At 26.7% G+C, this 22,293-nt stretch carries 36 protein-coding genes and 1 pseudogene; 2 read left to right on the top strand and 35 right to left on the bottom strand.

The genetic code is table 4. The features are described from left to right. Positions 1-7: 7 nt before the first annotated feature. From ylqF to HLA92_RS00900, 3 genes are read right to left on the bottom strand one after another with little or no spacing between them, the layout of a single operon-like run. Positions 8-841, bottom strand: a complete 834-nt coding sequence (ylqF, locus tag HLA92_RS00910; RefSeq protein WP_171112619.1) for a ribosome biogenesis GTPase YlqF — start codon at positions 839-841, stop codon at positions 8-10. A gap of 6 nt (positions 842-847) precedes the next feature. Then, positions 848-1,000 (bottom strand): DivIVA domain-containing protein, encoded by a 153-nt coding sequence (locus HLA92_RS00905; RefSeq protein ID WP_171112617.1) that lies wholly within the window; start codon positions 998-1,000, stop codon positions 848-850. Further along, a complete protein-coding gene (locus tag HLA92_RS00900) occupies positions 1,000-1,527 on the bottom strand; it encodes a tRNA (cytidine(34)-2'-O)-methyltransferase (protein ID WP_171112615.1) in 528 nt (175 codons plus the stop codon). Before HLA92_RS00900 ends, HLA92_RS00905 begins: the two co-directional genes overlap by 1 nt. Before the next feature lie 116 nt (positions 1,528-1,643). Here HLA92_RS00900 and HLA92_RS00895 point away from each other — a divergent pair, with 116 nt between their 5' ends. Further along, positions 1,644-2,588: a Cof-type HAD-IIB family hydrolase gene (locus HLA92_RS00895; RefSeq protein ID WP_171112613.1), complete on the top strand. Its 945-nt coding sequence runs from the start codon at positions 1,644-1,646 to the stop codon at positions 2,586-2,588. Beyond that, positions 2,578-3,243: a ribonuclease HIII gene (locus HLA92_RS00890; RefSeq protein WP_171112610.1), complete on the top strand. Its 666-nt coding sequence runs from the start codon at positions 2,578-2,580 to the stop codon at positions 3,241-3,243. Before HLA92_RS00895 ends, HLA92_RS00890 begins: the two co-directional genes overlap by 11 nt. Before the next feature lie 51 nt (positions 3,244-3,294). On the opposite strand, the pseudogene HLA92_RS00885 reads toward HLA92_RS00890, so the two are convergent. The 32 genes and pseudogenes from HLA92_RS00885 to rplB form a co-directional block, all read right to left on the bottom strand. Next, positions 3,295-5,409, bottom strand: a pseudogene (locus HLA92_RS00885) (type I restriction-modification system subunit M). 252 nt (positions 5,410-5,661) lie between these two features. Beyond that, positions 5,662-5,796 (bottom strand): type I restriction-modification system subunit M N-terminal domain-containing protein, encoded by a 135-nt coding sequence (locus tag HLA92_RS00875; RefSeq protein ID WP_171112604.1) that lies wholly within the window; start codon positions 5,794-5,796, stop codon positions 5,662-5,664. A gap of 135 nt (positions 5,797-5,931) precedes the next feature. Continuing rightward, entirely contained in the window at positions 5,932-7,074 is a 1,143-nt protein-coding gene (gene ftsZ, locus HLA92_RS00870; protein ID WP_171112602.1) for a cell division protein FtsZ, read from the bottom strand. 8 nt (positions 7,075-7,082) lie between these two features. Further along, on the bottom strand, positions 7,083-8,282 hold the full coding sequence (locus HLA92_RS00865) for a hypothetical protein (protein ID WP_171112600.1): 1,200 nt from the start codon (positions 8,280-8,282) through the stop codon (positions 7,083-7,085). Positions 8,283-8,292: 10 nt separating this feature from the next. Beyond that, on the bottom strand, positions 8,293-9,144 hold the full coding sequence (rsmH, locus tag HLA92_RS00860) for a 16S rRNA (cytosine(1402)-N(4))-methyltransferase RsmH (RefSeq protein ID WP_419538386.1): 852 nt from the start codon (positions 9,142-9,144) through the stop codon (positions 8,293-8,295). Positions 9,145-9,188: 44 nt separating this feature from the next. Further along, complete coding sequence (mraZ, locus tag HLA92_RS00855) at positions 9,189-9,629, bottom strand: division/cell wall cluster transcriptional repressor MraZ (protein WP_171112598.1); 441 nt, start codon at positions 9,627-9,629, stop codon at positions 9,189-9,191. Positions 9,630-9,770: 141 nt separating this feature from the next. Further along, positions 9,771-9,965 carry a 50S ribosomal protein L32 gene (rpmF, locus tag HLA92_RS00850; protein WP_171112596.1) on the bottom strand — a complete coding sequence of 65 codons (195 nt, stop codon included), beginning with the start codon at positions 9,963-9,965 and terminating at the stop codon, positions 9,771-9,773. A 48-nt stretch (positions 9,966-10,013) separates the two neighbouring features. Beyond that, positions 10,014-10,376: a 50S ribosomal protein L17 gene (gene rplQ / locus HLA92_RS00845; RefSeq protein ID WP_171112593.1), complete on the bottom strand. Its 363-nt coding sequence runs from the start codon at positions 10,374-10,376 to the stop codon at positions 10,014-10,016. After that, positions 10,376-11,374: a DNA-directed RNA polymerase subunit alpha gene (locus HLA92_RS00840; RefSeq protein WP_171112591.1), complete on the bottom strand. Its 999-nt coding sequence runs from the start codon at positions 11,372-11,374 to the stop codon at positions 10,376-10,378. Before HLA92_RS00840 ends, rplQ begins: the two co-directional genes overlap by 1 nt. 12 nt (positions 11,375-11,386) lie before the next feature. Next, a complete protein-coding gene (rpsK, locus tag HLA92_RS00835; protein WP_171112589.1) occupies positions 11,387-11,761 on the bottom strand; it encodes a 30S ribosomal protein S11 in 375 nt (124 codons plus the stop codon). 2 nt (positions 11,762-11,763) lie between these two features. Next, positions 11,764-12,132 carry a 30S ribosomal protein S13 gene (gene rpsM / locus HLA92_RS00830; RefSeq protein WP_171112586.1) on the bottom strand — a complete coding sequence of 123 codons (369 nt, stop codon included), beginning with the start codon at positions 12,130-12,132 and terminating at the stop codon, positions 11,764-11,766. A 5-nt stretch (positions 12,133-12,137) separates the two neighbouring features. Beyond that, on the bottom strand, positions 12,138-12,251 hold the full coding sequence (gene rpmJ, locus HLA92_RS00825) for a 50S ribosomal protein L36 (RefSeq protein WP_169605176.1): 114 nt from the start codon (positions 12,249-12,251) through the stop codon (positions 12,138-12,140). Between the two features lie 14 nt (positions 12,252-12,265). After that, positions 12,266-12,481 (bottom strand): translation initiation factor IF-1, encoded by a 216-nt coding sequence (gene infA, locus HLA92_RS00820; protein WP_171112584.1) that lies wholly within the window; start codon positions 12,479-12,481, stop codon positions 12,266-12,268. Continuing rightward, a complete protein-coding gene (gene map, locus HLA92_RS00815) occupies positions 12,481-13,236 on the bottom strand; it encodes a type I methionyl aminopeptidase (RefSeq protein ID WP_171112582.1) in 756 nt (251 codons plus the stop codon). The genes infA and map overlap by 1 nt, the downstream gene beginning before the upstream one ends. Continuing rightward, positions 13,236-13,910 carry an adenylate kinase family protein gene (locus tag HLA92_RS00810; protein ID WP_171112580.1) on the bottom strand — a complete coding sequence of 225 codons (675 nt, stop codon included), beginning with the start codon at positions 13,908-13,910 and terminating at the stop codon, positions 13,236-13,238. The genes map and HLA92_RS00810 overlap by 1 nt, the downstream gene beginning before the upstream one ends. Next, positions 13,904-15,340, bottom strand: a complete 1,437-nt coding sequence (secY, locus tag HLA92_RS00805; RefSeq protein ID WP_171112578.1) for a preprotein translocase subunit SecY — start codon at positions 15,338-15,340, stop codon at positions 13,904-13,906. Before secY ends, HLA92_RS00810 begins: the two co-directional genes overlap by 7 nt. Next, complete coding sequence (gene rplO / locus HLA92_RS00800) at positions 15,340-15,783, bottom strand: 50S ribosomal protein L15 (RefSeq protein WP_171112576.1); 444 nt, start codon at positions 15,781-15,783, stop codon at positions 15,340-15,342. Before rplO ends, secY begins: the two co-directional genes overlap by 1 nt. A gap of 16 nt (positions 15,784-15,799) precedes the next feature. Further along, on the bottom strand, positions 15,800-16,489 hold the full coding sequence (rpsE, locus tag HLA92_RS03390) for a 30S ribosomal protein S5 (protein WP_237023533.1): 690 nt from the start codon (positions 16,487-16,489) through the stop codon (positions 15,800-15,802). After that, complete coding sequence (rplR, locus tag HLA92_RS00790; protein ID WP_171112574.1) at positions 16,489-16,836, bottom strand: 50S ribosomal protein L18; 348 nt, start codon at positions 16,834-16,836, stop codon at positions 16,489-16,491. The genes rpsE and rplR overlap by 1 nt, the downstream gene beginning before the upstream one ends. A gap of 21 nt (positions 16,837-16,857) precedes the next feature. Beyond that, a complete protein-coding gene (rplF, locus tag HLA92_RS00785; RefSeq protein WP_171112572.1) occupies positions 16,858-17,397 on the bottom strand; it encodes a 50S ribosomal protein L6 in 540 nt (179 codons plus the stop codon). Positions 17,398-17,399: 2 nt separating this feature from the next. Further along, entirely contained in the window at positions 17,400-17,801 is a 402-nt protein-coding gene (rpsH, locus tag HLA92_RS00780) for a 30S ribosomal protein S8 (RefSeq protein ID WP_336508848.1), read from the bottom strand. 8 nt (positions 17,802-17,809) lie between these two features. Next, the gene (locus HLA92_RS00775; protein ID WP_171112568.1) at positions 17,810-17,995 is read right to left on the bottom strand and encodes a type Z 30S ribosomal protein S14; all 186 of its coding nucleotides are present in this window, start codon (positions 17,993-17,995) and stop codon (positions 17,810-17,812) included. A gap of 5 nt (positions 17,996-18,000) precedes the next feature. Continuing rightward, positions 18,001-18,549, bottom strand: coding sequence for a 50S ribosomal protein L5 (gene rplE / locus HLA92_RS00770; RefSeq protein WP_336508847.1), 549 nt, complete (start codon positions 18,547-18,549; stop codon positions 18,001-18,003). 15 nt (positions 18,550-18,564) lie between these two features. Next, positions 18,565-18,897: a 50S ribosomal protein L24 gene (gene rplX / locus HLA92_RS00765; protein ID WP_171112563.1), complete on the bottom strand. Its 333-nt coding sequence runs from the start codon at positions 18,895-18,897 to the stop codon at positions 18,565-18,567. Continuing rightward, complete coding sequence (rplN, locus tag HLA92_RS00760) at positions 18,897-19,265, bottom strand: 50S ribosomal protein L14 (protein ID WP_171112561.1); 369 nt, start codon at positions 19,263-19,265, stop codon at positions 18,897-18,899. The genes rplX and rplN overlap by 1 nt, the downstream gene beginning before the upstream one ends. Before the next feature lie 3 nt (positions 19,266-19,268). Then, positions 19,269-19,538: a 30S ribosomal protein S17 gene (gene rpsQ, locus HLA92_RS00755; protein WP_171112559.1), complete on the bottom strand. Its 270-nt coding sequence runs from the start codon at positions 19,536-19,538 to the stop codon at positions 19,269-19,271. After that, on the bottom strand, positions 19,538-19,741 hold the full coding sequence (rpmC, locus tag HLA92_RS00750; protein WP_171112557.1) for a 50S ribosomal protein L29: 204 nt from the start codon (positions 19,739-19,741) through the stop codon (positions 19,538-19,540). The genes rpsQ and rpmC overlap by 1 nt, the downstream gene beginning before the upstream one ends. Next, on the bottom strand, positions 19,741-20,163 hold the full coding sequence (gene rplP / locus HLA92_RS00745) for a 50S ribosomal protein L16 (protein ID WP_171112555.1): 423 nt from the start codon (positions 20,161-20,163) through the stop codon (positions 19,741-19,743). Before rplP ends, rpmC begins: the two co-directional genes overlap by 1 nt. Continuing rightward, the gene (rpsC, locus tag HLA92_RS00740) at positions 20,141-20,815 is read right to left on the bottom strand and encodes a 30S ribosomal protein S3 (protein WP_171112553.1); all 675 of its coding nucleotides are present in this window, start codon (positions 20,813-20,815) and stop codon (positions 20,141-20,143) included. The genes rplP and rpsC overlap by 23 nt, the downstream gene beginning before the upstream one ends. Positions 20,816-20,824: 9 nt before the next feature. After that, complete coding sequence (gene rplV, locus HLA92_RS00735; protein ID WP_171112550.1) at positions 20,825-21,163, bottom strand: 50S ribosomal protein L22; 339 nt, start codon at positions 21,161-21,163, stop codon at positions 20,825-20,827. Continuing rightward, entirely contained in the window at positions 21,163-21,441 is a 279-nt protein-coding gene (gene rpsS, locus HLA92_RS00730) for a 30S ribosomal protein S19 (protein WP_171112548.1), read from the bottom strand. Before rpsS ends, rplV begins: the two co-directional genes overlap by 1 nt. Beyond that, entirely contained in the window at positions 21,441-22,286 is an 846-nt protein-coding gene (rplB, locus tag HLA92_RS00725; protein WP_171112546.1) for a 50S ribosomal protein L2, read from the bottom strand. Before rplB ends, rpsS begins: the two co-directional genes overlap by 1 nt. Between the last annotated feature and the right edge of the window lie 7 nt (positions 22,287-22,293).

Below are 22,293 nucleotides of genomic sequence, written 5' to 3'. Positions count from 1 at the left end.
AAAACTCCTAATCATATATAACATTATCTAAATTTTTAAAATAATTTACTAAGAAAACATAAACTCGATGAAATTGTATTGTTTTATCATTATTAATAAATTTTTTATTTCGTGCTAACAAAATAATATTTTCATAAATTTTTTCTTCGCTTTCTGCAACTTCTAAATTTAAATCTTTAAATACTTGTGGTTTATATTTACTTACTAATTTATATGCTTCATAAGTAAATTCTTTTAAATCTATACTATCTTTTTTAATAGAACCGATAATAGCTAGTTTTATTGCTGTATCTTGATTATCAAATTTAGGTCAAAGTAATCCAGGAGTATCTAAAACAAAAAATTGATCTTTACAATTTATTCATTGTTCTCGTCTAGTAATACCTGCTTCATTACCTACTTTAGCTACTTTTTGTTGAGCTAAAATATTTATTAATGTACTTTTCCCACTATTAGGAATACCTAAAACTCCAATTTTAGGAGGTGGAGTTTTATATCCTTTTTTTAAGTTTTGTTTTGAGATATTATTTGTTACTTTTTTAATAGCTTGAATAAGTACATTATATGATTTATTAACATTTTTTAAATTTACACTCACTAAAATATCATTTTCGTTATTGTAATGTTGTTTTAGTTCATTAAAACGATTTAAATTGGTTAAATCTGTTTTAGAAAAAACAAAAATTCTTGGTTTATGTGGTGCAATTTTATCAAATTCGTAATTATAAGATGAAATCGGAACTCTACTATCTAAAACTATTAAAAACATATCAAACAAAGATTCTTTTTGTTTGATAATGTCAAAAGCTTTTTTCATATGTCCTGGAAATCAGTTAATCATTTTTACCTACTTTGTTTGTAATTTAGCAATAATTTGTTGATATTCAATAATATCTTCAATTAATTCATCAATAAATATATCAACTTCTTCAGGATTATATCCATTTAAAGCTGCATTAAATTTATGTTTTTGAATTTGTTCTACTGAATATTTAGCCACTAATCCTCTTTTAATAAATAATTTTTAGTTTTTTGTACTTCAAATTTTGATAAATTAGCAAAATCAAGTTGTCTTAAAACTTCATATAAAATCACAATCACACTATTTGCTAAATTAATACTTCGAGCAGATGCTGTCATTGGTATTCTTAGACAATTATTTATATTAGTTTGTAATATTTTTTTAGGTATTCCAGTACTTTCTGTTCCAAACATTAATCATATTTCTGAACTTTGTTTAACTTCTTTTTTAAAGTTAATATCAGTATAAGTTTTTAATCCATAACGAGTAATATAATAAATATTTTTATTACCATATTTTTTTACAAAATCATTATATGAATTATGAATTTCATGGTCTATATCACTTAAAAAACGACCAGCTGCAGCTCTTTTCATTCAGTGTGGATGTAAATCAAAGGCAATCGGTCTTATAATATGTAATTTTGTATTGGTACTAAAACATGTGCGAATAATATTTGCTGTATTTGGACTTATTTCAGGTTCGTATAAAACTATATTAATCATAATTAAAATTATAAATTAATTACCTATTTTTTAAAGTAGAAATTTTATTTTATTTTATAAAATAACTTATATTTAGGAACTTTCATTTATAATTTAAGAAATATTTAAGGAGTAATATGGAAAGAAATTCAAAACAAAGAAGATTTTTATTTGCAATTGATTTAGATGGAACTTTACTTGCAAATAGTGCAACAGGAGCTATTCATCCCAAAACAGAAGAACAAATTAAAAGAGCAGTAAATGAAGGACATATTGTTTCAATTATTACCGGAAGACCTTGAAGATCAACTAAACATATTTATGAAAAATTAGGATTAAATTCAATTGTAGGTAATTATAATGGTGCTCATATACATTCTCCTAATGATCCTTTTTTTATTCCTACTATTAGTTATTTAGATTTAAATGAAGTTTTATATATTTTAGGAGATCCTAAAGTTGAAAAAGAAATTTCAAATTATGCAATTGAAGGACCTGATTGAGTTCAATTAAAATATCGTGATGAAGCCTTAGAAAAAGTTTTTAATTTTAGTAATGCAACTAAATTTAGAGAAAGTATTGAACTTACTAAATTACCTTTAAAACCAACTGGAATAGTTTTTGATGTTAAACCTGAAACTAATGTAAAAGAATTACTTATTTATCTAAAACGTAGATATGGTGATTTAGGTGAATTTTCAAGTTGATCAAAAGGAGAAGGTTTAACACCAGTTTTTGATATTACAAGTATAGGTGTAACTAAAGGAAATGTGATTTCTTTAATTATGCGTTATTATAATATTGACATTGATGATACTATTGCAATGGGTGATAGTTTTAATGATTCAAGTATGTTTAGAATTGCAAATGTAGGAATGGCTCCTGCAAATGCAGAGGCTTATATTAAGGCATTAGCAAGTGATTTATCAAATAAAACAAATAAAGATGGAGCTGTGGGTTATTTTATGGAAAAATTTTTAAATAATCCCGATAAATATATTAAAAAAGCAAAAAAATTCCATGATGAATTAGATAAAGAAAGATTACAAATCGTTGGAGCAGATCATTTTAATGAAGAATAATGAAGATTATATTGGTTGTGATGAAACTGGAGTAGGTGATTTTTTTAGTCCAATAGTTTTTGTTGCAGCTTATATTTATCCTGAAAATTATTTAAAAATCTTAAATTTAGGTGTTAAAGATTCAAAAAAAATCACTGATAAAAAAATTTTAGAAATAGCTCCCCAAATAATGAAATTAACAAAATTTACGGGAACTATTTTAACCCAACAAGGAAATAATCAACTAGCAAATAATTTTAATACTAATGAAGTTAAATTAATATATCATTATTTAAACATTAATAAACTCCAAAAAGAAATTGATAAACAAGCATTTATAGACCAATTTTCCACTTTAAATTCAATTAAAAAATATGAAGACAAACTTTCAAAAATATTAAATACATTTATTATTCCTAAATATCCAGTAAATTTTGAAACTAAGGCTGAAGATAAAATATTAAGTGTTGCATGTGCAAGTATTTTAGCTAGATACTATTTATTAATAGAAATGCAGAAACAAGATCAAAAATATCATATGCATTTTCCATTAGGTGCAAGTTCTAGTGTTATAGAATTTGGAAAGAAATTTTTAAAAATATATGGTCAAGAAAAACTAAAAGAAGTGTCAAAAACAAACTTTAAAACATTTTCTCAAATAACAACAAATAAATAAACACATAAAATCATTTATTTGTTGTTTTTTATACTAAATTTTAAGAATTTACTAACGCTTGGGTTCATCTTCTGCTTTTAAATCGCCTAATAATGAAATTAATTCTTGTTGAGTATTTTTTATTTGACTATTTAAATCTTCCATAGTTTCACTATATTTATCAAATAATGTTTTTAAATTTGCGATAAATGAATTTAAAATATCTTCGATTTTATTTTCAATTTTGATAAATAAATGTTCTGTTCATTTAGTATATAGTAAATTTAAAAAATCTTCGTTTGTTAAATTTTTGATTTTGGAAATTAAATCATTTGAAAGTTGTTTAGTTAAATTATTAATTTTGTCTTTGAGATCTTTGTTTTGATTTTCTAATGTTTTGATTTCATTATTTAATTTTGCAATTTCTTCATCTGAAATATCATTTTTTTCTTTATTATCTTTTAATTCTTGAATTGAAGCAACTAATTCGTCTTTTTGGATAGTAATTTCGTCTAATTGTTGTTGTTGGTTTTTAAAGAAAGTATTTATTAAAAAGTCTTTAGAAAAAATAATATTATCACTTAATTCTTGTTTAGTTTTCTTTATTTCAATTAATTCAAAAAGGTCTTTATAATTATCTAAAACAAAATTATTTGTTACATTATATTGTGCTAAAACATTAACATCCTCTAAAATTGCAGTATTTATTTCATGGATGATTTGATATAGTTGGTATTTATCAATTAAATGAATGTTATTGTAGCTTTTAAAAAACAGTTCATCAAATTCTAATCAAAATTTTCAATCATCTTTATTTTTAAATGAATTTAATGAATTAAATTTAATCTTAATGAATTCTTTTAAATTATTTAAATTATCATTAAATTTTAGAAGATAATTTTTAATTTCTAAATCTTCTAAAATATCATTATCTAAATTGTTGATGTCTTTAAATACTAAATAATTTTGATGTTGAACATCTTTTGTAAAAAGTTTATTAGGTAAGGAAGGAAAAATATTTCAAAAATTAGCAAATGAATCAATTTCTTTTTGAGGGATTTTTGCATTTAATAAAGCAAATAAATCAAATTCATCTGGTTTTTCAAAATTTTCAATATATCTTGAAATATTTAAATTATAATCGTTTGCTTCAATTTCTTGTAATGAAACAACTCTTGAAAAGTTTTTAATATTACTTTTATTAATAACTGCATGAGAAATTTGTTTAATATGTGAAACATTAAACTTTTTAAATTTATCTTTCTTTTCATACAATGAAGATGCATCAATAAATTGAATAGAACCATCAGTTTCTTTTTGATCTTTTTTCAAAATCATAATAATAGTTGAAATATTAGTATTAAAAAACATATTATCAGGTAAACCTATAATTGTATCAATTGCATGATTTTTAATTAGTTGTTGTCTTATGGCTTTTTCACTATTACCTCTAAATAATACTCCATGTGGTAAAACAATAGCCATAATACCATCTACTTCTAAATGATGGTATGAATGTAATAAAAAGGCAAAATCAGCTTTTGATTTAGGTGCTAAACCATAATTTATAAATCTTGGATCACTTGCTGCGTTGACAGGATCTCATTCTAATGAATAAGGTGGATTAGAAATAACTGCATCCAATCTTTTAGAAGTGTTTATATCATTCTTATCAAATGGTCAATCTTGTTTTAAAGTATCTCCCATGCTTACATGAATTTTAGAAGCTGGTATACCAGCCATTAATAAATTCATTCTAGTTGTAGTATATGCAACTTATAATACATCTTGTGCATAATAAGTAATGTTCTTTTCTTTTCCTGTTAATTTTTGGTATGTTTTACCAATATTTAAAAGTAAAGAACCTGACCCAGAAGTGGGATCATAAATAGAAATTTCTTTACGATCTTTTAAATGATGAGCAATAATTTCAGACATTAAATCAGAAACTTCATGTGGTGTATAATATTGTCCATCTCCTTTTGCAGATGTAGATGCAAATTTTCCGATAAAGTATTCATAAACATAACCTAATAAATCATAATCTTGTTTTCCAGTAGGTATTTCATTAATTTTTAAAATTAATTCCTTTAAGTTATTTTCAGTTGAACGACGGTCTTTAATTGTTTCTGGGTTGTAATTATCTTTTAGTGGTTTTAAAATCCCTTGATACAATTGAATATACATACCATCATAAGCTTCTGAAATACTTTTTTCAAATGATATTAATGCTTGATCAAATAGTGCTAATGAAAATTCCTCATCTTGTGGATCGTTATTTATTCAAGTATGAAACATAAATTTATAAGGTATATAATAACCTTTTTCATATAAGAAAAGGTTTTTAGTTTCTTCATATGAGGGGTCATATTCTTTTTCTTTAATTTCTTTAATATCATATTTTTTCTCATCAATATCTTCAATTCAATCAATAAAAGTTTAAGATAAAAATTTATAAAATATTAAACTTAAAATGATGTCTTTATATTCTTTTGATTCGAAGTTTTTTCTTAGGTTATTAGCTGAATCTCATAATTGAGCTGCTAATTTCATCGGTGATATTTTTTTTGTCATATTTCTCCTTATAAATTAAATTATATAAAAATAATATCAAAATAAAATTCAAAAAGAGTAATAAAAAACCCCGAGAAATATCTCGGGAATAATGATGATTTAATTGATCTTTAAAAACTTCTAAGACATCGTTTTTTATTTAAAGAAATCAAAGAAACCATTGCTTTTAGAATTATTTTCATTTTCAAGTGTTATATCTTCTATATCGTTATTTTCGATAGTTTCTTTTGGTGAAGATACTAATGATTTTTCCATTTGTTTATTAACTTCGTTTCTTATTGTATTTGTATCTTGTTTAAATTGTTCTTTAATTCCAGCAGCGATTATAGTTACTACAAGACTATCATCTTGTTCTTTATTTTCGCTTTCCATTTTATTATAACCAAATATCATATCAACTTCTTTATTCATGATTTTGTTCATAAATTGAGATACATCACTAATGTCTTTTAATGTTGCATTATTTCCAACTGAAATATGCACAATACATTGTGATGCGCCCATAATATTTGATTCAATAATAGGACTTTTTAAAGCATGTGAAACTGCTTTTTCGGCTTTATCTTTACCTGTTGCTTTTCCAATTCCAACAACTAATTCACCTGGATTCTTTTTAATTAAGTTTTGTAAATCAGCAAAATCTAAATTAATATATGAAGGTAAAACCGTAATATCAATTATTGATCTTATTAATTGTTTTAAAGTTATATTAGAATATTTTCAACTTTCATCAATTGGTAATTCACCAAATGCATTAAGAAGTTTTTCATTACTTACAATAATATAAGCATCAACTTCTTTTTTTAAGGTTTCTAAACCTTGTAAAGCAACTTCTGTTCTTTTTTTACCTTCAAAAATAAAAGGCATTGTAACTACTGCTATTGTTAATGAACCATTTTCTTTTGCTATTTTAGCAATTTCAGGAGAAGCACCTGTTCCAGTTCCTCCACCCATACCAGCTGCAATGATGACAAGTTCTGTATTTTTTAGACGATCTTTTATATCATTACGTGCATCAATTGCTGCCTGTTTTCCAGTTTCAGGATCAGCTCCTGCTCCACGTCCGTGTTCATCGCCTATTTGTAAGCAAATGTCTTTATTAGGAAATTCTTTTAATGCTTGTTTGTCTGTATTAACAGCAACAAATTCAACTCCAGGTAACTGTACATCCATTAAACTTTTTAATGAATTATTTCCAGCTCCTCCTACTCCTACTATTTTAATAGAAGCAGTAGCTTCGATGGTTTCTGATACTGTATTTGTTTGTGATGTTTCCATATATTCTCCTACATTGCGAATATTCTTTTAATAAAATTTTTAAAAATGGTTGGTTTTTTAAATTTAATGTTTTCAATTGTTTGAGTATTAATTGTATATGTATTTGTAATATCTTGATCAGAGATATTAGATTTTAAATAATTAACTAAGGCTCAGTTGTTGAAATTGATATATTTATAAATAGGTAGTTTATAATCATATATTGTTTTAATTTCATTATTGGGATGTAATGAATGTAACAATTGTTTTGAAGTTGTTAGATTAAGAATTTGTGATTCAATAATCTCAAATTGTATTTGTGAAAAATCTAAATTATTATATAACTTTAACATACAAGTTATGTGATGAGAAATATTTAGGTAGAAATTTTTTATTAAATCATTTATAACTTGTAAAGATTTATCTTTTCTAAATAAAAAAGGTTGTTGCAAATTTTCTTCGAAATAATTATAATTTGCAATTAAACATCTCGCTTCGTATGAAGTTATGTTTAAAATGTTTGCTAATTTATGAATTAAAATATTGATTCCATTTTGAAGAATTTTGGTTTCTTGGATAATGTTATTGGTAACAAAAGACAATAATACATTATCTTCTAAAATTTTAATTAAGATTTTGTTATCTTGAGATTTTACATTAGAAATATATAAATTTTCTAATTGAAAACCAATAATCATTTTTTCAATATTTAAAGATAATTTATTTATTAAATTTTGAGCATATTTATATGCTTGTTGTTTTATAAAGTATCGACTAACAACTGCTTCTAATGATTTTAAATCTGCTAATGGTAATGATTTAAAATCGTGTGGATATAAAATAGTGTTGTCATGCTTAATAGCTTTAATATCATTTGCTTGATAATAGGCTAAAAAATCGATAGTATCTTTTGTAAGTTGATGATTGATTGTATTTAAATTAAAATGATCAAATGTTATAGGAATATTTTTACAATTTAAATTTAATTTACTAATATAAAAAGAGTTAGGATCTTCGATTGAATAAATTATGTTTTGCACATCACCTTTGGTGATATTTTTAATTTCTTCAAGCGTATTTTGAAACATATTAATTATGTTATTTTGATCTTGATGCTTATTAATGGAATGTGAGAATATTGTTTGAAAATCGCCATTTATACTTTCGAAAGCACAAATAGTAAATTTTTTAAAAAATTCTTTGATAACAACAATTATTTTTCTTTCCATTTTTATTCCATTAATCAATAAGCTTTTGAAGTGTTCTTAATGTTGCACTTCTTGAACGATAGTTTGTGTTTTTTTCTTGATCAGAAACAATTATTTTTTTGATCTTATAATTTTCTTGCATTTGAATGGGCAATTTATAAGTGCTTGTTTCTAATTTCAAAGAATTAAAAAATGTTTTAATCATTTTATCTTCAATAGAATGGAAGCTGATAATAGCTAAAATACCATTTTTATTTAATATTTTATCTACTTTAGATAACATCACTTGAAGTGATTCAAGTTCGCCATTGACTTCTATTCTAATTGCTTGAAAAACTGCTTTTAAAGGGTTTTTTTGTCTTAATAAATAAGCTGGATAAGTGTTTTTTATTATTGTTGATAATTGTAAAGTAGTATCTATTGGTCTATTATTACAAATAGCTTTAGCAACTTGTCGTGCAAGCTTTACATCAGCATTAAATTGTAATAATTTCTTAATAGCTGCTTCTGAGTAATTATTAACTATATAATGAGCATCAAGTTTTTGAGTTTGATCCATTCGCATATCTAAATATGAATCTTTGGAATAACTAAATCCTCTACTAAAATCATCTAGTTGAGGACTTGAGACACCTAAATCAGCTAAAATACCGTCTACTTTAAAAATATTTAATTTTGCTAATTCTAAATCAAAATTTTGAAAATCTGATTTTATTAATGTAAAATTTGGTGATATTTTTGCAAGTATTGGTTGTGATTCATCAATTGCTTGTTGATCTTTATCAAAACAATAAAGATGTCCTGTAGTCAGTTTTTTTAATATTTCTTGACTATGACCTGCGCGTCCTAAAGTTAAATCAAGGTATATACCATCTTCTTTAATATTTAAAGCTTCAATACTTTTTTTAAGAAGAACTGGAATATGTTTTATAATTTAGCACCACTTTCAAAAAGTAGTTGCGCTAGATTGTCAAATTGTTCTGTTTCATCGAATGATTTTATATCTTGTTGATATATTTCTTTTGCAAATATTTCCGATACATTACCAATTCCAATGAAAATGATATCTTTTTTGATAGCAGCTCTTTCTAGGAACCTTGGAGGTATTACAAAACGGCCAGTTTTATCTAATTTTATTTCTTCAGTATTTGAAAGAATAAAACGATTAAATAGTCGCATATTTTTATCCAACATATTGTTGTCTGCTAATTTTTTGGTTAATTTGTTAAATTCTTCTTGACTTCGTAAAGTTAAGGAATTATCTAAACCAAAAGTGATGAAAAAAGTATCTCCTAATTCTTCTCTGAACTTTGCAGGAATAACTATTCGATTTTTATCATCTAAAGCACGTTCATAATTTCCATACATTCCCACTTTTCCCCACTATCACCTAAATTATACAAAATTTTAAATTATATTTACATAATTTTGATGTTATTTTTTTATCTTCAAAAAAAATATAAAAAAACACCAGATTTTTCTGGTGTTAATATGTATTATTATTTTGGATTATTTATCTTGTTTAGCTTTGAAACCTTCAACTTTTTTACCGTTGTAAAAACCACAGTTTTCACATAGTCTATGTGGTAAAACTACTTGACCACAGTTTGAACATGAGCTAAATGTATTTTTTGTTAAAGCATGATGTGATCTACGTAAATGTTTACGTTGTTTAGATGTTTTTCTTTTTGGAACTATAGCCATAATATTTCTCCTTTAATTTGTCATTTACAATTAAGTAATTTAATGAGATTAAACTAATTGTAAAATTGCCATTTCAGATCCATCACCTTGACGGAATCCGGTTTTAATTATTCTACAATATCCACCGTTACGTTCTTTGTAACGAGGTCCTAAAACATCAAATACATATTGAATCGCATCTTTTTCTGCTGTTGCTTGAATATTTCTTAAATAACTTGCAACTTGACGACGAGAAGCTAAAGTGTTTTTCTTTGCTTTTGTAATCATTTTATCTACTTTACGACGTAGTTGTTTAGCTCTTGCTAATGTAGTTTCAACTTTACCTTTAACTAAAACATCTGTTACTAAAGAACGTTCCACATGGTTTCTTCACTCTGAATTACGTCTATATAATTGCACAGGATTTGCCATTATTCGTCTCCTTTATTTAAATTTTCTCTGAAAGTATTAATTTTCTTAACTATATCATCAACTGATTTTTTTCCTAAATTTTTAATATTTGATAATTCATCTTCTGTTAAGTTTAATAAATCATCAACTTTATAATACCCAGCACGATGTAGTGCATTTTTTGATCTGATTGTTAATCCTAATTTTTCGATATCCATTGAACGCATTTGATTATTTTCTTTTTCTTGAGCAACATCTTCAAATAGTCTAATTTCTTGAATGTTATCTACATTACCAATAATTTGTAAATGTGCAATAAGAATTTGTGAAGCTTGTGATAATGCTTCAGCTGCTACTATTGTCCCATCAACAGCAACACGTAAAATTAGTTCTTCTTCAATAATAGTACTTGAACTATTTAGTTCTTTAACTTCGTAACTAATTTTTTTAACTGGGCTAAAATCACTATCAACTGTTAAAATTTGTCCATTGGTTATTTTACTATCTAGTTTTGAACCTAAAGTTGCGACAATTTTTTTATTTTCTTCAAAATCTACATATCCTCTGCCACTTTTTATGAATAGATCAACTTGTAATTGTCCACCTTCTTCAATTTCAGCAATATATAAATCAGTATTAACAATTTCTAAAATATCACTTTGAATATCTCCTGCATAAATGATTTTTTTACCAGAAAAATTAAAAGATACTTTAATTACTGTATTAGGTTGATCAAAAAGTTCAGGAATATATTTAAAACGAATATGTCTTAAATTACTTAATAAGGTCACAATATCTTCTCTAATTCCGCTTAAGATTTCAAATTCATGGTGAACGTTTGCAATTTTTATCGCAAAAATAGAGCATGATGTAATTGATGATAATAATGTTCTACGTAATGCAGTACCTAATGTATCTGCAAAACCTCTTGATAAAGGTTGTAATGAAAAAGTACTATCAAATTCGTTAATTTTTTCAGTTGTTAACTCTGCATAATGAATTTTGGTCATTTTTTCCATAATTAATTAAATCTACTTTCTTTTTAATATTTTTTTAGGTGGACGTGTACCATTGTGAGGAACAGGTGTAACATCTTTTATTTCTTTAATTAATAATCCAGAAGCTTCAATTTGTTTTCTTGCTGTTGATTTACCAGAACCAACACCTTTTACAAGAATTTTTACTTCTTTTAATCCAAATTCTAATGCTTTTTCTAAAGCTGCTTGTGCAGCTAATCCTGCTGCATAAGGTGTTTTTTTCTTTGTACCTTTATAACCAATTGCTCCTGAAGATGATCAAGCAAACACATTACCTGCTTCATCTGAAAATGAAACAATGGTATTTTGGTAAGTAGAATGGATATGTGCTATACCACTGGTAATAATTTTCTTTTGTTTTTTTGCCATTATTATTTACCTTTTTTACCTGCTACGGTTTTGCGAGGTCCCTTTCTTGTACGAGCATTTTTTTGTGTTGATTGTCCACGAACAGGTAATCCTTTACGGTGTCTTAAACCACGATATGATTTAATTTCCATTAAACGTTTAATGTTTAATTGGGTTTCACGACGTAAATCACCTTCAGTTAAATATTTTTTAGCAATGTCACGAATTTTGGTTAATTGATCTTCAGATAAATCTTTTACCCTAATATTTTCGTCAATATTAGCTTCTTTTAAAATATCTTGTGATGTAGAACGACCTATTCCCAATATGTATGTTAATGAAATAACTACACGTTTGTTGTTAGGAATTTCAACGTTTAAAACTCTAGCCATATTTTTTATCCTTGTCTTTGTTTATGTTTTGGGTTAATACAAATAATACGATTTGTACCATTTCTTTTTATAACTTTGCAATCTTTGCAAATTCGTTTAATAGAAGCACGAACTTTCATGCGATTTCCTTTCGTTATTTATGACGGTAAACAATTCGTCCTTTTGAAAGATCATAAGGACTCATTTCAACATCAACAGTATCTCCATTAATTATTCTAATATTATGAAGAGACATTTTTCCGCTTGTTGTTGCTTGAATTTCAATACCATTTTCAAGTTGCACAATAAAATTTTTAGTTGAATGAACTTTTATTACTTTACCTGTCATTTTGATTGCATCTTTTGCCATTAAATATTATCTCCTGTTAAAATGATTGCATTATCATTTTCAATAAGAATTGTTTGTTCATAATGGCTGGATTTTAATCCAGATGAACTTACTACAGTTCAACCATCTTTTAAAATTTTTGTTTTCGAAGTTTTTTGTAAAATCATTGGTTCTATACAAATTACCATACCATTTCTTATTAAAGGTCCAGTATCTTTTTTACCATCATTATAAATATAAGGATCTTCATGTAAAGAATGACCAATACCATGACCTGTATATTCTAATGGTGTATAATATCCTGCTTCTTTAATAACTTTTCCAATTGCATAACTTATATCACCAATTCTATTACCTACTTTAACCTCTTTAAATCCAGCTTTAAAAGCATCTTTTGCTACTTTAATTAAATTTAGGTCTTCTTCACTAGGATTATTTCCGACATATTTAGTAAAAGCACTATCTGAATACATTCCATTTCAAATTGCGCCCATATCAATTTTTACTAAATCACCTTCTTTTAAAATTCTCTTACTAGGAATTCCATGAATTAATTCTTCATTTACACTAATACATAATGTGTGTTTAAATCCATATTGACCTAAAAAAGCAGGCTTTGCATTTCGTTTCGTAATTTCTTTAAAAGCGATGCTATCTATTTCTTTTAAAGAAACACCTGGTCTTATAAAGTTTCATAAAATGGTTTTTACTTCTGCCAGGATAGCACAAGATTTTTTGATGTCTTTTATTTCTTGTGAGTTTTTAATTAAAATCATTATTTATTGTTTGTTAAATTTATAAGTTTATTTTTAATTTCTAAATAAACATTTTCTGCATTTTGATTTGCATTGATTTCAATTAAATTACCTTTGCCAAGATAAGTATTAATCAATGGTTTTGTTTGTTTATTAAAGACATCTAATCTTTTTAAAATAACCTCAGGTTGATCATCTTTTCTTTGGATTAAGTTATGATTACATTTATCACAAGTATTTTCAATTTGAGGTTTTTGAGAAATTAAGTGGTATGTGGAACCACAATTTGGACAAATTCTCCGATTGGTTAATCTTTCTAAAATGATATTTTTATCAACATTTAATAAAATAACATAATCTATTTTTGTAAAATTAAGTGATTCTAAAAAATCAACTTGAGCTAATGTCCGTGGATATCCATCTAAAATAAAATGTTTATTATTAGATGTTAATTGTTGTAGTTTATTTTTTATAATTTCATTAACAATATCATCACTAACATAGTCTCCACGAGCCATAATTGCTTGTGCTTCTAAACCAAGTTTAGTCTGATTTTTAATTTCTTCTCTTAAAATTTCGCCAGTTGATACTTGTATGAATTGATCATTTACAACTAATCAATTTGCAATGGTTCCTTTACCTGCTCCAGGAGCTCCTAAAAATATTAAATTGAGATCTTTATATGTTTTTATCATAATAAATCACCTTCTTCTCCATTTTCAAGACTATGTAAAATTTTCTTTCTTTTTCTTGATAATTCTTGAGTTTTGTAACGAGCTTGAACTTGTTGAAGTGTTTCAATGGTAACTGAAACTAAAATCATTAATCCAGTTCCTCCAAAAGCTATATTAGCGGGTAAATGTAACATTTCTTCGACATAACGCATAGCACCAATAATAATTAAATAAATGCTTGAAAAATAACTTAAATTTAATATTTTGGTAATTAAGTAATCTTCAGTTTGCTCACCTGGTCTAATACCAGGAATAAATGTTGAGTTTTTAGCAAAATCTTCAGAAATTTTATCAATTTTAGATTGTTGTAACCCCATTAGCAAAGTAAAAGCAAATGTAATTACAATAAATAAAAAGAATCCAATCGGTTGAGTTATTTGAAAATTAGTATAAATTCAATTATAGTAGCTACTTGTGGCTGGATTAAATAATCCTGCAATCATTGTTGGTAAACTTAATAACATTAATGAAAAAATTACTGACATAATACCAGCTGGATTAGCTTTTAATGGTAAATATGATAATTCTTTTTCATTTTTAGAAAGCCCGGCTCCTACTTGTTGGATCGGAATATGTCTTTCAGCTAAATAAAAATACCCTACAACGAAAATAACTAAACTATATGAAATTAAATACACACTAAAGTTAATTAATTCTTTAAATACTAAAGATTGTGTTTTTGAACTTGTAACAAGAAATTCAAAAGCATTTTTAAAGGTAGGAATTAAATTTGAGGCAATACCAGCAAAGATAATTAAACTTGTCCCGTTTCCTACACCTTTATTAGTGATTAATTCTCCTAAAAATAATGCAAATAAACTTCCTGCAATTAAAATTAAAGGTAAAACAAAATATGCATAAGTATTTGTATCTAATTGACTAATAATCCGAATTCCAAATCCTGTTCTAGGATTTTTTAATGCTTTTGTTAAAACGATAGCTTGAATAATTGCAAATATTAATGTTGCAAATCTTGTAATTATATTAATTTTAATTCGTCCTTGTGGACCAGATTGACTTAATCTATATATAGGAGGAAAGATTTTAGTTTGTAAAATCATCATAATTAAACTAGCAGTAATAAATGGACTAATTCCTAGTGCAACAACACTAAAATTTCTCAGACCACCACCACCAACTAAATTTAAAATTCCTAAAAAATCTCCACCATTTAATTTATCTTGATTTACTAAATGTATACCAGGAATAGTAATAGTTCCTGCTGCTACAAAGATAGTTAATAAGAATATAGTAAAAATTACTTTTTTTACTAAATCATGATTTTTTCAAAAATCATTATAACTATTCTTAAATTTAACAAACTTAGAATCAAAACTTAATTTTTTAAGTTTTTGAGACTGAGTTTTTTGATCTTTTGTAGTTTTATTCATTATTCAACCTCGATTTTTCCTCCAGCTTTAATAATTGCATTCTCAGCTGTTTTAGAAATTGCATCTATATCTGTTAAAATTAATGGTTTGGTAATTTCACCACGTCCTAAAATTTTAACAGGTTGATCATAATGTTTAATTAAACCTTTGTTAAACAAGGTTTCAAAACTTACTGTTTCATTATTTGTAAATTTTATTTCTAGTTGATCTAAATTAACAACTTGAAATTCTACGTGATTTACATTTTTAAATCCTCTTTTTGGTAGACGTCTAAATCATGGATTTTGTCCACCTTCAAAACCTAAACGAACATTATTACGTTTTGTTTGACCACTTTGTCCTCTTCCAGCTTGTTTACCTTTACCAGCTGCATGTCCTCTACCTACACGATGTTTATCTTTTCTTGCACCTGGTGTATATTTAAGATTATTTAATTTTTGCATTTTTACTCCTTAAATACTATAATAAATCGCTTACTTTAATATCTCTTAATTCAGCAATTTCATCAGCTGTTTTTAAATTTTTTAAAGCTTTAATTGTGGCATAAACGATATTTTGTTTGTTTCTTGATCCATAGGTTTTGGTTGAAATATCTGTATATCCAGCTAATTCAACAACACTACGTACGGTATTTGAAGCTATGATTCCAGCCCCTTTACGTGCAGGACGTAATTGAATCTTAGATGCTAAAAATTTAGCTTGCATTTCGTGAGGAATGGTTCCATTAACAATAGGAACTTCAAAAATGTTTTTATGTGCATCTTTAACTGCTTTTTTAATTGCATCTTGGACTTCATTGGCTTTTCCATGCCCAAAGCCAATTTTTCCTTTTTTGTTACCAACTGAAACATAGGCTGAAAAACTAAAACGTCTTCCCCCTTTAACAACAACAGTAACACGAGCAATATTAACTACTTTTTCTTCAAATTCTGAATTTACAGTGTTAAATTCTCTTACTCTTTTAGTAGTTTTTTTATTGGTATCTTTATCTTTATTAAAACGAGAGTTTTGTTTTCTTGGATGTTTAAACTCTACTTTATCTTGATCATTTTCTTTTTCTTTAAAATTGTTTTTATGTGTATTTTTCACTACTTTTGTTGTTTTTTCTGTTGTTGCTACAACTTGAGCTTTTTCTAAATTATTTTCCATTAGAAATTAATCCCTTCTTCACGTAGTGTATCAGCAAATGCTGCTACTTTTCCATGATAAATATATCCTGAACGGTCAAAAACAATTTTTGTAATATTTTTATTTTTAAGTTTTGAAGCAAAGTCTTTTGCAACCTTTTTAACAGCATCAATATTATTTGTTGTAAGAGATAATGATTTTGTAGATGATGATACTAATGTTGTATGTGTTTCGTCATTTATTAATTGTGCATAAAAGTTATGTAATGATTTAAAAACGCTTACACGTGGAATCTCGGTTGTTCCTTGTAAATGCATTCTAATTTTCATGTGTTTAGTAACACGTCTATCTTTTCTTGATTTTTGCATTTTATTATACCTTTCTGCTTATTATTTAGAAGCAGTTTTCCCTTCTTTACGACGAATTTTTTCACCTTTATACATAATTCCTTTTCCTGAATATGGACTAGGACGACGAATATCTCTTAATATTGCTGCAAATTGACCGACAGCTTGTTTATCAATTCCTGAAATTGTAATATAAGTTGGTTTCACAACTTTTACATCTAAATTGCTAGGAATATCCACTAGTACTGGATGGCTATATCCTGAAATAACTTCAATTTGATTTCCCTTTTGAGTTGCTTTATATCCAACTCCAATAATTTCGATTTCTTTTGTAAATCCTTCACTAACACCTTTTAACATTGATGCTATTAAAGAGTTTGTGGTTCCATGTAATTGTTTAGTATGTTTTTCTTCGTTTTTACGTTGAGTTGTAACAGTATTATTTTCAATTAAAACATTAATTAATGAATTAAATGTATATTCTAATGTTCCTTTTGGTCCTTTGACATGAACGGTGTTATTTGTAATATTAACTTCAACATTTGTAGGTATTTGTAAAATTCTTTTTCCAACTCTAGACATTTTTATCAAATGAAGGCGATTACTTCACCACCAACATTTTCCTTTCTAGCTTCTTTATCTGTTAAAAGACCTTTTGATGTTGAAATAATTGCAGTACCATATCCACTTAAAACTTTTGGTAGTGATTTTACACCAGCATAAACTTTAAGACCTGGTTTTGAAACTTTTTTAAGTCCATTAATAACACTTTGTGAACCTGTAAAACCTTTGTATTTTAATGATACAACGATATGTTTATGATTATTTTGCATCATTTCTTTAAAATCAACAATGTAACCTTCACGTTTAAAAATATCTAAAATAGCTACTTTTTTTAATGAATGAGGAATAATCACATCTCTCATTTTACGTGCTCTTGCATTATTGATTCTGACAAACATATCTGCAATAGGATCAGTTATAATAGCCATAATTATCAACTCGCTTTCTTAATTCCTGGTAATTTACCTTCGTGTGCTAAATTTCTAAAGCAAATACGGCAAATTTTATATTTTCTTAATACTGCATGTGGACGTCCACATAACTCACAACGTGTATATGCTCTTGTTGAGAATTTTGGTTTTTTGTGTGCTTTAACTATTAATGATTTTTTAGCCATTTTTATTATTCTCCTTTACCAAAAGGCATACCTAAACTTTTTAATAGTGCATATGTTTCTTCATTTGTTTTTGCACTAGTTACAATGATTACGTCTAAACCTTTTAACTTTCTTACTTTATCAAAACTAATTTCAGGGAAAATAATTTCTTCTTTAATTCCGATAGCATAGTTTCCTCTACCATCAAAACTTTTTGGATTAACTCCACGGAAGTCTCTTACCCGAGGTAATGCAACTTCTAATAATTTACTTAAAAATGATCACATTTTTTCTCTACGTAAAGTTACTTTAGAACCCATAGGCATACCTTCACGTAATTTTCAACTTGCTAATGATTTTTTAGCAACAGTTTGGGTTGGTTTTTGTCCTGATATTAACATTAATTCATTATTAACTTCTTCAATTGCTTTTGAATTAGTAACTTCATTTCCTGCTGTCATATTTAATACTATTTTTTTAATGTGTGGTATTTGCATTGAACTTTTATAATTAAATTGTTCTTGAAGTTCTTTTCTAGTTACTTCTAAATATTTTTGTTGTAATTTATTCATAATATTTCCTTAATTTAATTAAAATGTTTTGTTGGTTTTTTTAATAACTCTTTGTTTTTTATTATTTTTATCAATGCTAAATCCCACTCTTGAATATGTAGCAGGTGATGAAGCTGTACCTTTTTTTACTAAGATAGCAACGTTTGATAAATGAATAGGAAATTCTTTGATTTCAATTCCACCATCTTGTTTTTGTTGGTTTGGTTTGATATGTTTGGTTTTTTTGTTTACGTCTTTTAATGTTACTAAATTATTTTTTTGGTCTAATGATAAAACAGTAGAAACTTTACCTTTATAATCTCCGCTTATAACAACTACTGTATCGTTTTTACGAATTTTTTTACTAGCCATTATAATACCTCCGGTGCTAAAGAAACAATTTTTAAGTAACCTTTATCACGTAATTCACGTGCCACTGGTCCAAATACCCGTGTTCCTCTTGGTGTTTTATCTTCTTTTATAATTACAACAGCATTATCATCAAAACGAATATATGTTCCATTTGATCTTTGTAAACCATAACGAGTTCTAACAACTACAGCTTTAACTATTTGTCCTTCTTTTACCATTCCATTTGGAATAGCTTTTTTAACTGAACAAATGACAATATCTCCGATATTTGAAAACTTTTTAACAGATCCACCTAAGTTACGAATAATTCCTACTTCTTTTGCTCCTGAGTTATCAGCAACATTAGCTCTTGATAATTCTTGTATCATAAATTATTCTTCTCCTTCTTGTGAATGTTCTAAAATTTCAACTAATCTAAAGTGTTTTGTTTTTGAAAGTGGACGAGTTTCTTGAATTTTAACAATATCGTTTAATTTAGCTTGATTGTTGTTATCGTGAACTGCAAAACGTTTTGATTTTTTGAAACGTTTGTTATATTTTGGATGTTTTATATATGTTTCAACTAAAACAATAATAGTTTTATCATTTTTATTTGAAACAACTTTACCTGATAATACTTTACGGTTATTTGTTCTTTCCATTATTTTGTTTCTCCTGATGAAATTTTTTCATTTAATGCTGTTAAAACACGTGCAATATCTTTTTTGATATCTTTGATTTTATGGTTTTGTTCTAATTGTCCTGTTTTTGCTTTAAAACGTAATGTAAAAAGATTAGCTTTGTAGTCAGTAACTAAATTATTTAATTCTTCAATACTTTTTGATTTAAGATCTTGATATTTCATTAGTTAACTCCTTCTTGGTTTTTAATAATCTTTCATTTTACAGGTAATTTATGACCACCTAAACGTAATGCATCCATAGCGATTTCTTCATTAACACCTTTAACTTCAAACATCATAGTATCAACTTTAACTACTGATACTCATTCTTCTGGACTACCTTTTCCAGAACCCATACGAACTCCAATAGGTTTAGAAGTTTTTGACATATGTGGGAAAATTCTAATAAACACTTGCCCTTCACGACCCATACGACGGGTAATGGCAATACGAGCTGCTTCAATTTGTCTTGCAGTTACTCAAGCACTTGTTTTTGCTTGAAGACCAAATTCACCAAATGAAACTTTATTTCCACGTCCTGCTTTTATTTTGTCGTGACGAATTCTAAACATTTTACGGTGTTTAGTTCTTTTTGGTTGTAACATCTTTTTCTCCTTGCAATTGTTTTTCTCCCAATGATACTCAAACTTTAATTCCTAAAGCTCCATAGGTTGTTCTTGCTGTAGCGGTAGCATAATCTATATCTTGACGTAAAGTATGAAGTTTCATTTCTCCTTCATTATATCCTTCTTTACGAGCCATATCAACACCATTTAAACGACCAGAAACAGCGGTTTTAATACCTTTTGCTCCTGCTTTCATTGCTAAACGGATTGCAAATTTTTGTGCTAATCTAAAACTTCCACGGTTTTCTAATTTTTCAGCAATTCCTTCAGCTAATAATTTTGCATTTAAATCAGGATTTTTTAATTCAACTACTTCGATACTTAAATTTATTTTTTTATTACGAAGATATTTTTTTAATTTTAATGTTAAATCTTTAACATTTTCTCAATTTGTTCCTAGAACTGCTCCAGGTTTAGCTGTATGAATTTTAACAACAACATGTTCTTTTTGATCTCTTAAAATTTGTACATTTCCAATTTGATAATTTCTTACTAAATTATTAAAGAAACGATAGATTTTTTGGTCTTCAATTAATTGTTCAGCATATTTTGCTTTATCTGAATATCAATTTGTGTTATGGTCTTTAGAAATTCCGTATCTAAAACCATTTGGATTAACTTTTTGTCCCATAAATACTCCTTAGTTTCTTTCAATTACTTCAATATAGAAGTGGCTTGTTCTTTTTAAAATTGGAAATGCTCTTCCTTTTGAATGAGGTTGATAACGTTTTAATGTTGGCCCTTCATTTACTAGAATTTTTGAAATATATAATTTTTGTCCATCTAATCCATGGTTATTAGTTGCATTAGCGATTGCACTTTTTAATAATTTTAAAATTATTTTTGTTGCTTTTTTATTTGTGGTTTGTAATATAGAAATTGCTTCTTGAGTATTTTTGTTACGGATAAGGTCAGCTACTAATCTTGCTTTGTAAGCAGAAATTCTTTGAACTTTTACACTTGCTTTTGCACTATTCATTATTTCTTCTTCCCTTTATCTGCACCGTGTCCTGTATATGTACGGGTTGGTGAGAATTCTCCTAATCTATGACCTACCATATCATTTGTAACAAATACATCATTAAATATTTTTCCATTATGCACTTGAAATGTTAACCCTATGAAGTCTGGAAAAATTGTTGAACGACGACTTCAAGTTTTAATTGGCTTTTTAGGTGCCTTACCATCTAAAATAGCTTGAACTTTTTTCATTAAATGTTCGTCAACAAATGGACCTTTTTTTAGTGATCTAGCCATTATTTATTTGCCTTTCTTCTTCTTATAATTAATTTATTTGATGATTTCTTAGTTGAACGAGTTTTAACTCCAAGAGCTTTTTTACCTCATGGTGTAAGTGGTGATTTACGTCCGATTGGTTGACGTCCTTCTCCTCCCCCATGTGGGTGATCGTTAGGATTCATTGCAGACCCACGAACTGTTGGTCTAATTCCTAAATGACGATTACGCCCAGCTTTTCCTATATTTACTAATGAATGTTCTTCATTTCCAACAATACCAATTGTTGCTCTACATTCTGCTAATACTTTTCTAACTTCTCCACTTTTTAGTCTTAAAATTACATATCTTCCGTTTTCTTCTTTACCTAAAACTTGAGCACTAGTTCCTGCACTACGTGCAATAATCCCCCCTTGTTTTGGTTGTAATTCTATATTATGAATAAAAGTTCCATCTGGAATGTTTTTTAATGATAAAGAATTACCTACTTTAATATCAACATTTTCTCCAGATACAACGATATTACCAACATTTAAACCTTTTGGAGATAAAATATAACGTTTTTCTCCATCTTTATATACTAATAATGAAATATTAGCACTACGGTTTGGATCATATTCTATTGTTTTTACAACAGCTTCTATATTATCTTTATTTCGTTTAAAATCAATTAAACGATATTTTCTTTTGTTTCCTCCACCATGGTGACGGGTTGTTATAATACCACTATGATTTCTTCCAGAATGTTTTTTTAATGGTACTAATAGTGATTTTTCCGGTTTATGTCCTGTTAAATTAAGTTTATAATCTAAAGTTGACATATTACGTCTACCATTAGAGGTTGGTTTATAATGTTTTATTGCCATTATTACT

Source organism: Mycoplasma miroungirhinis (assembly GCF_013008815.1).
Lineage (GTDB): Bacteria > Bacillota_I > Bacilli_A > Mycoplasmatales > Metamycoplasmataceae > Metamycoplasma > Metamycoplasma miroungirhinis.
Note: the sequence above shows the minus strand (reverse complement) of the source record. Positions and strands in the feature narration are given on the sequence as shown.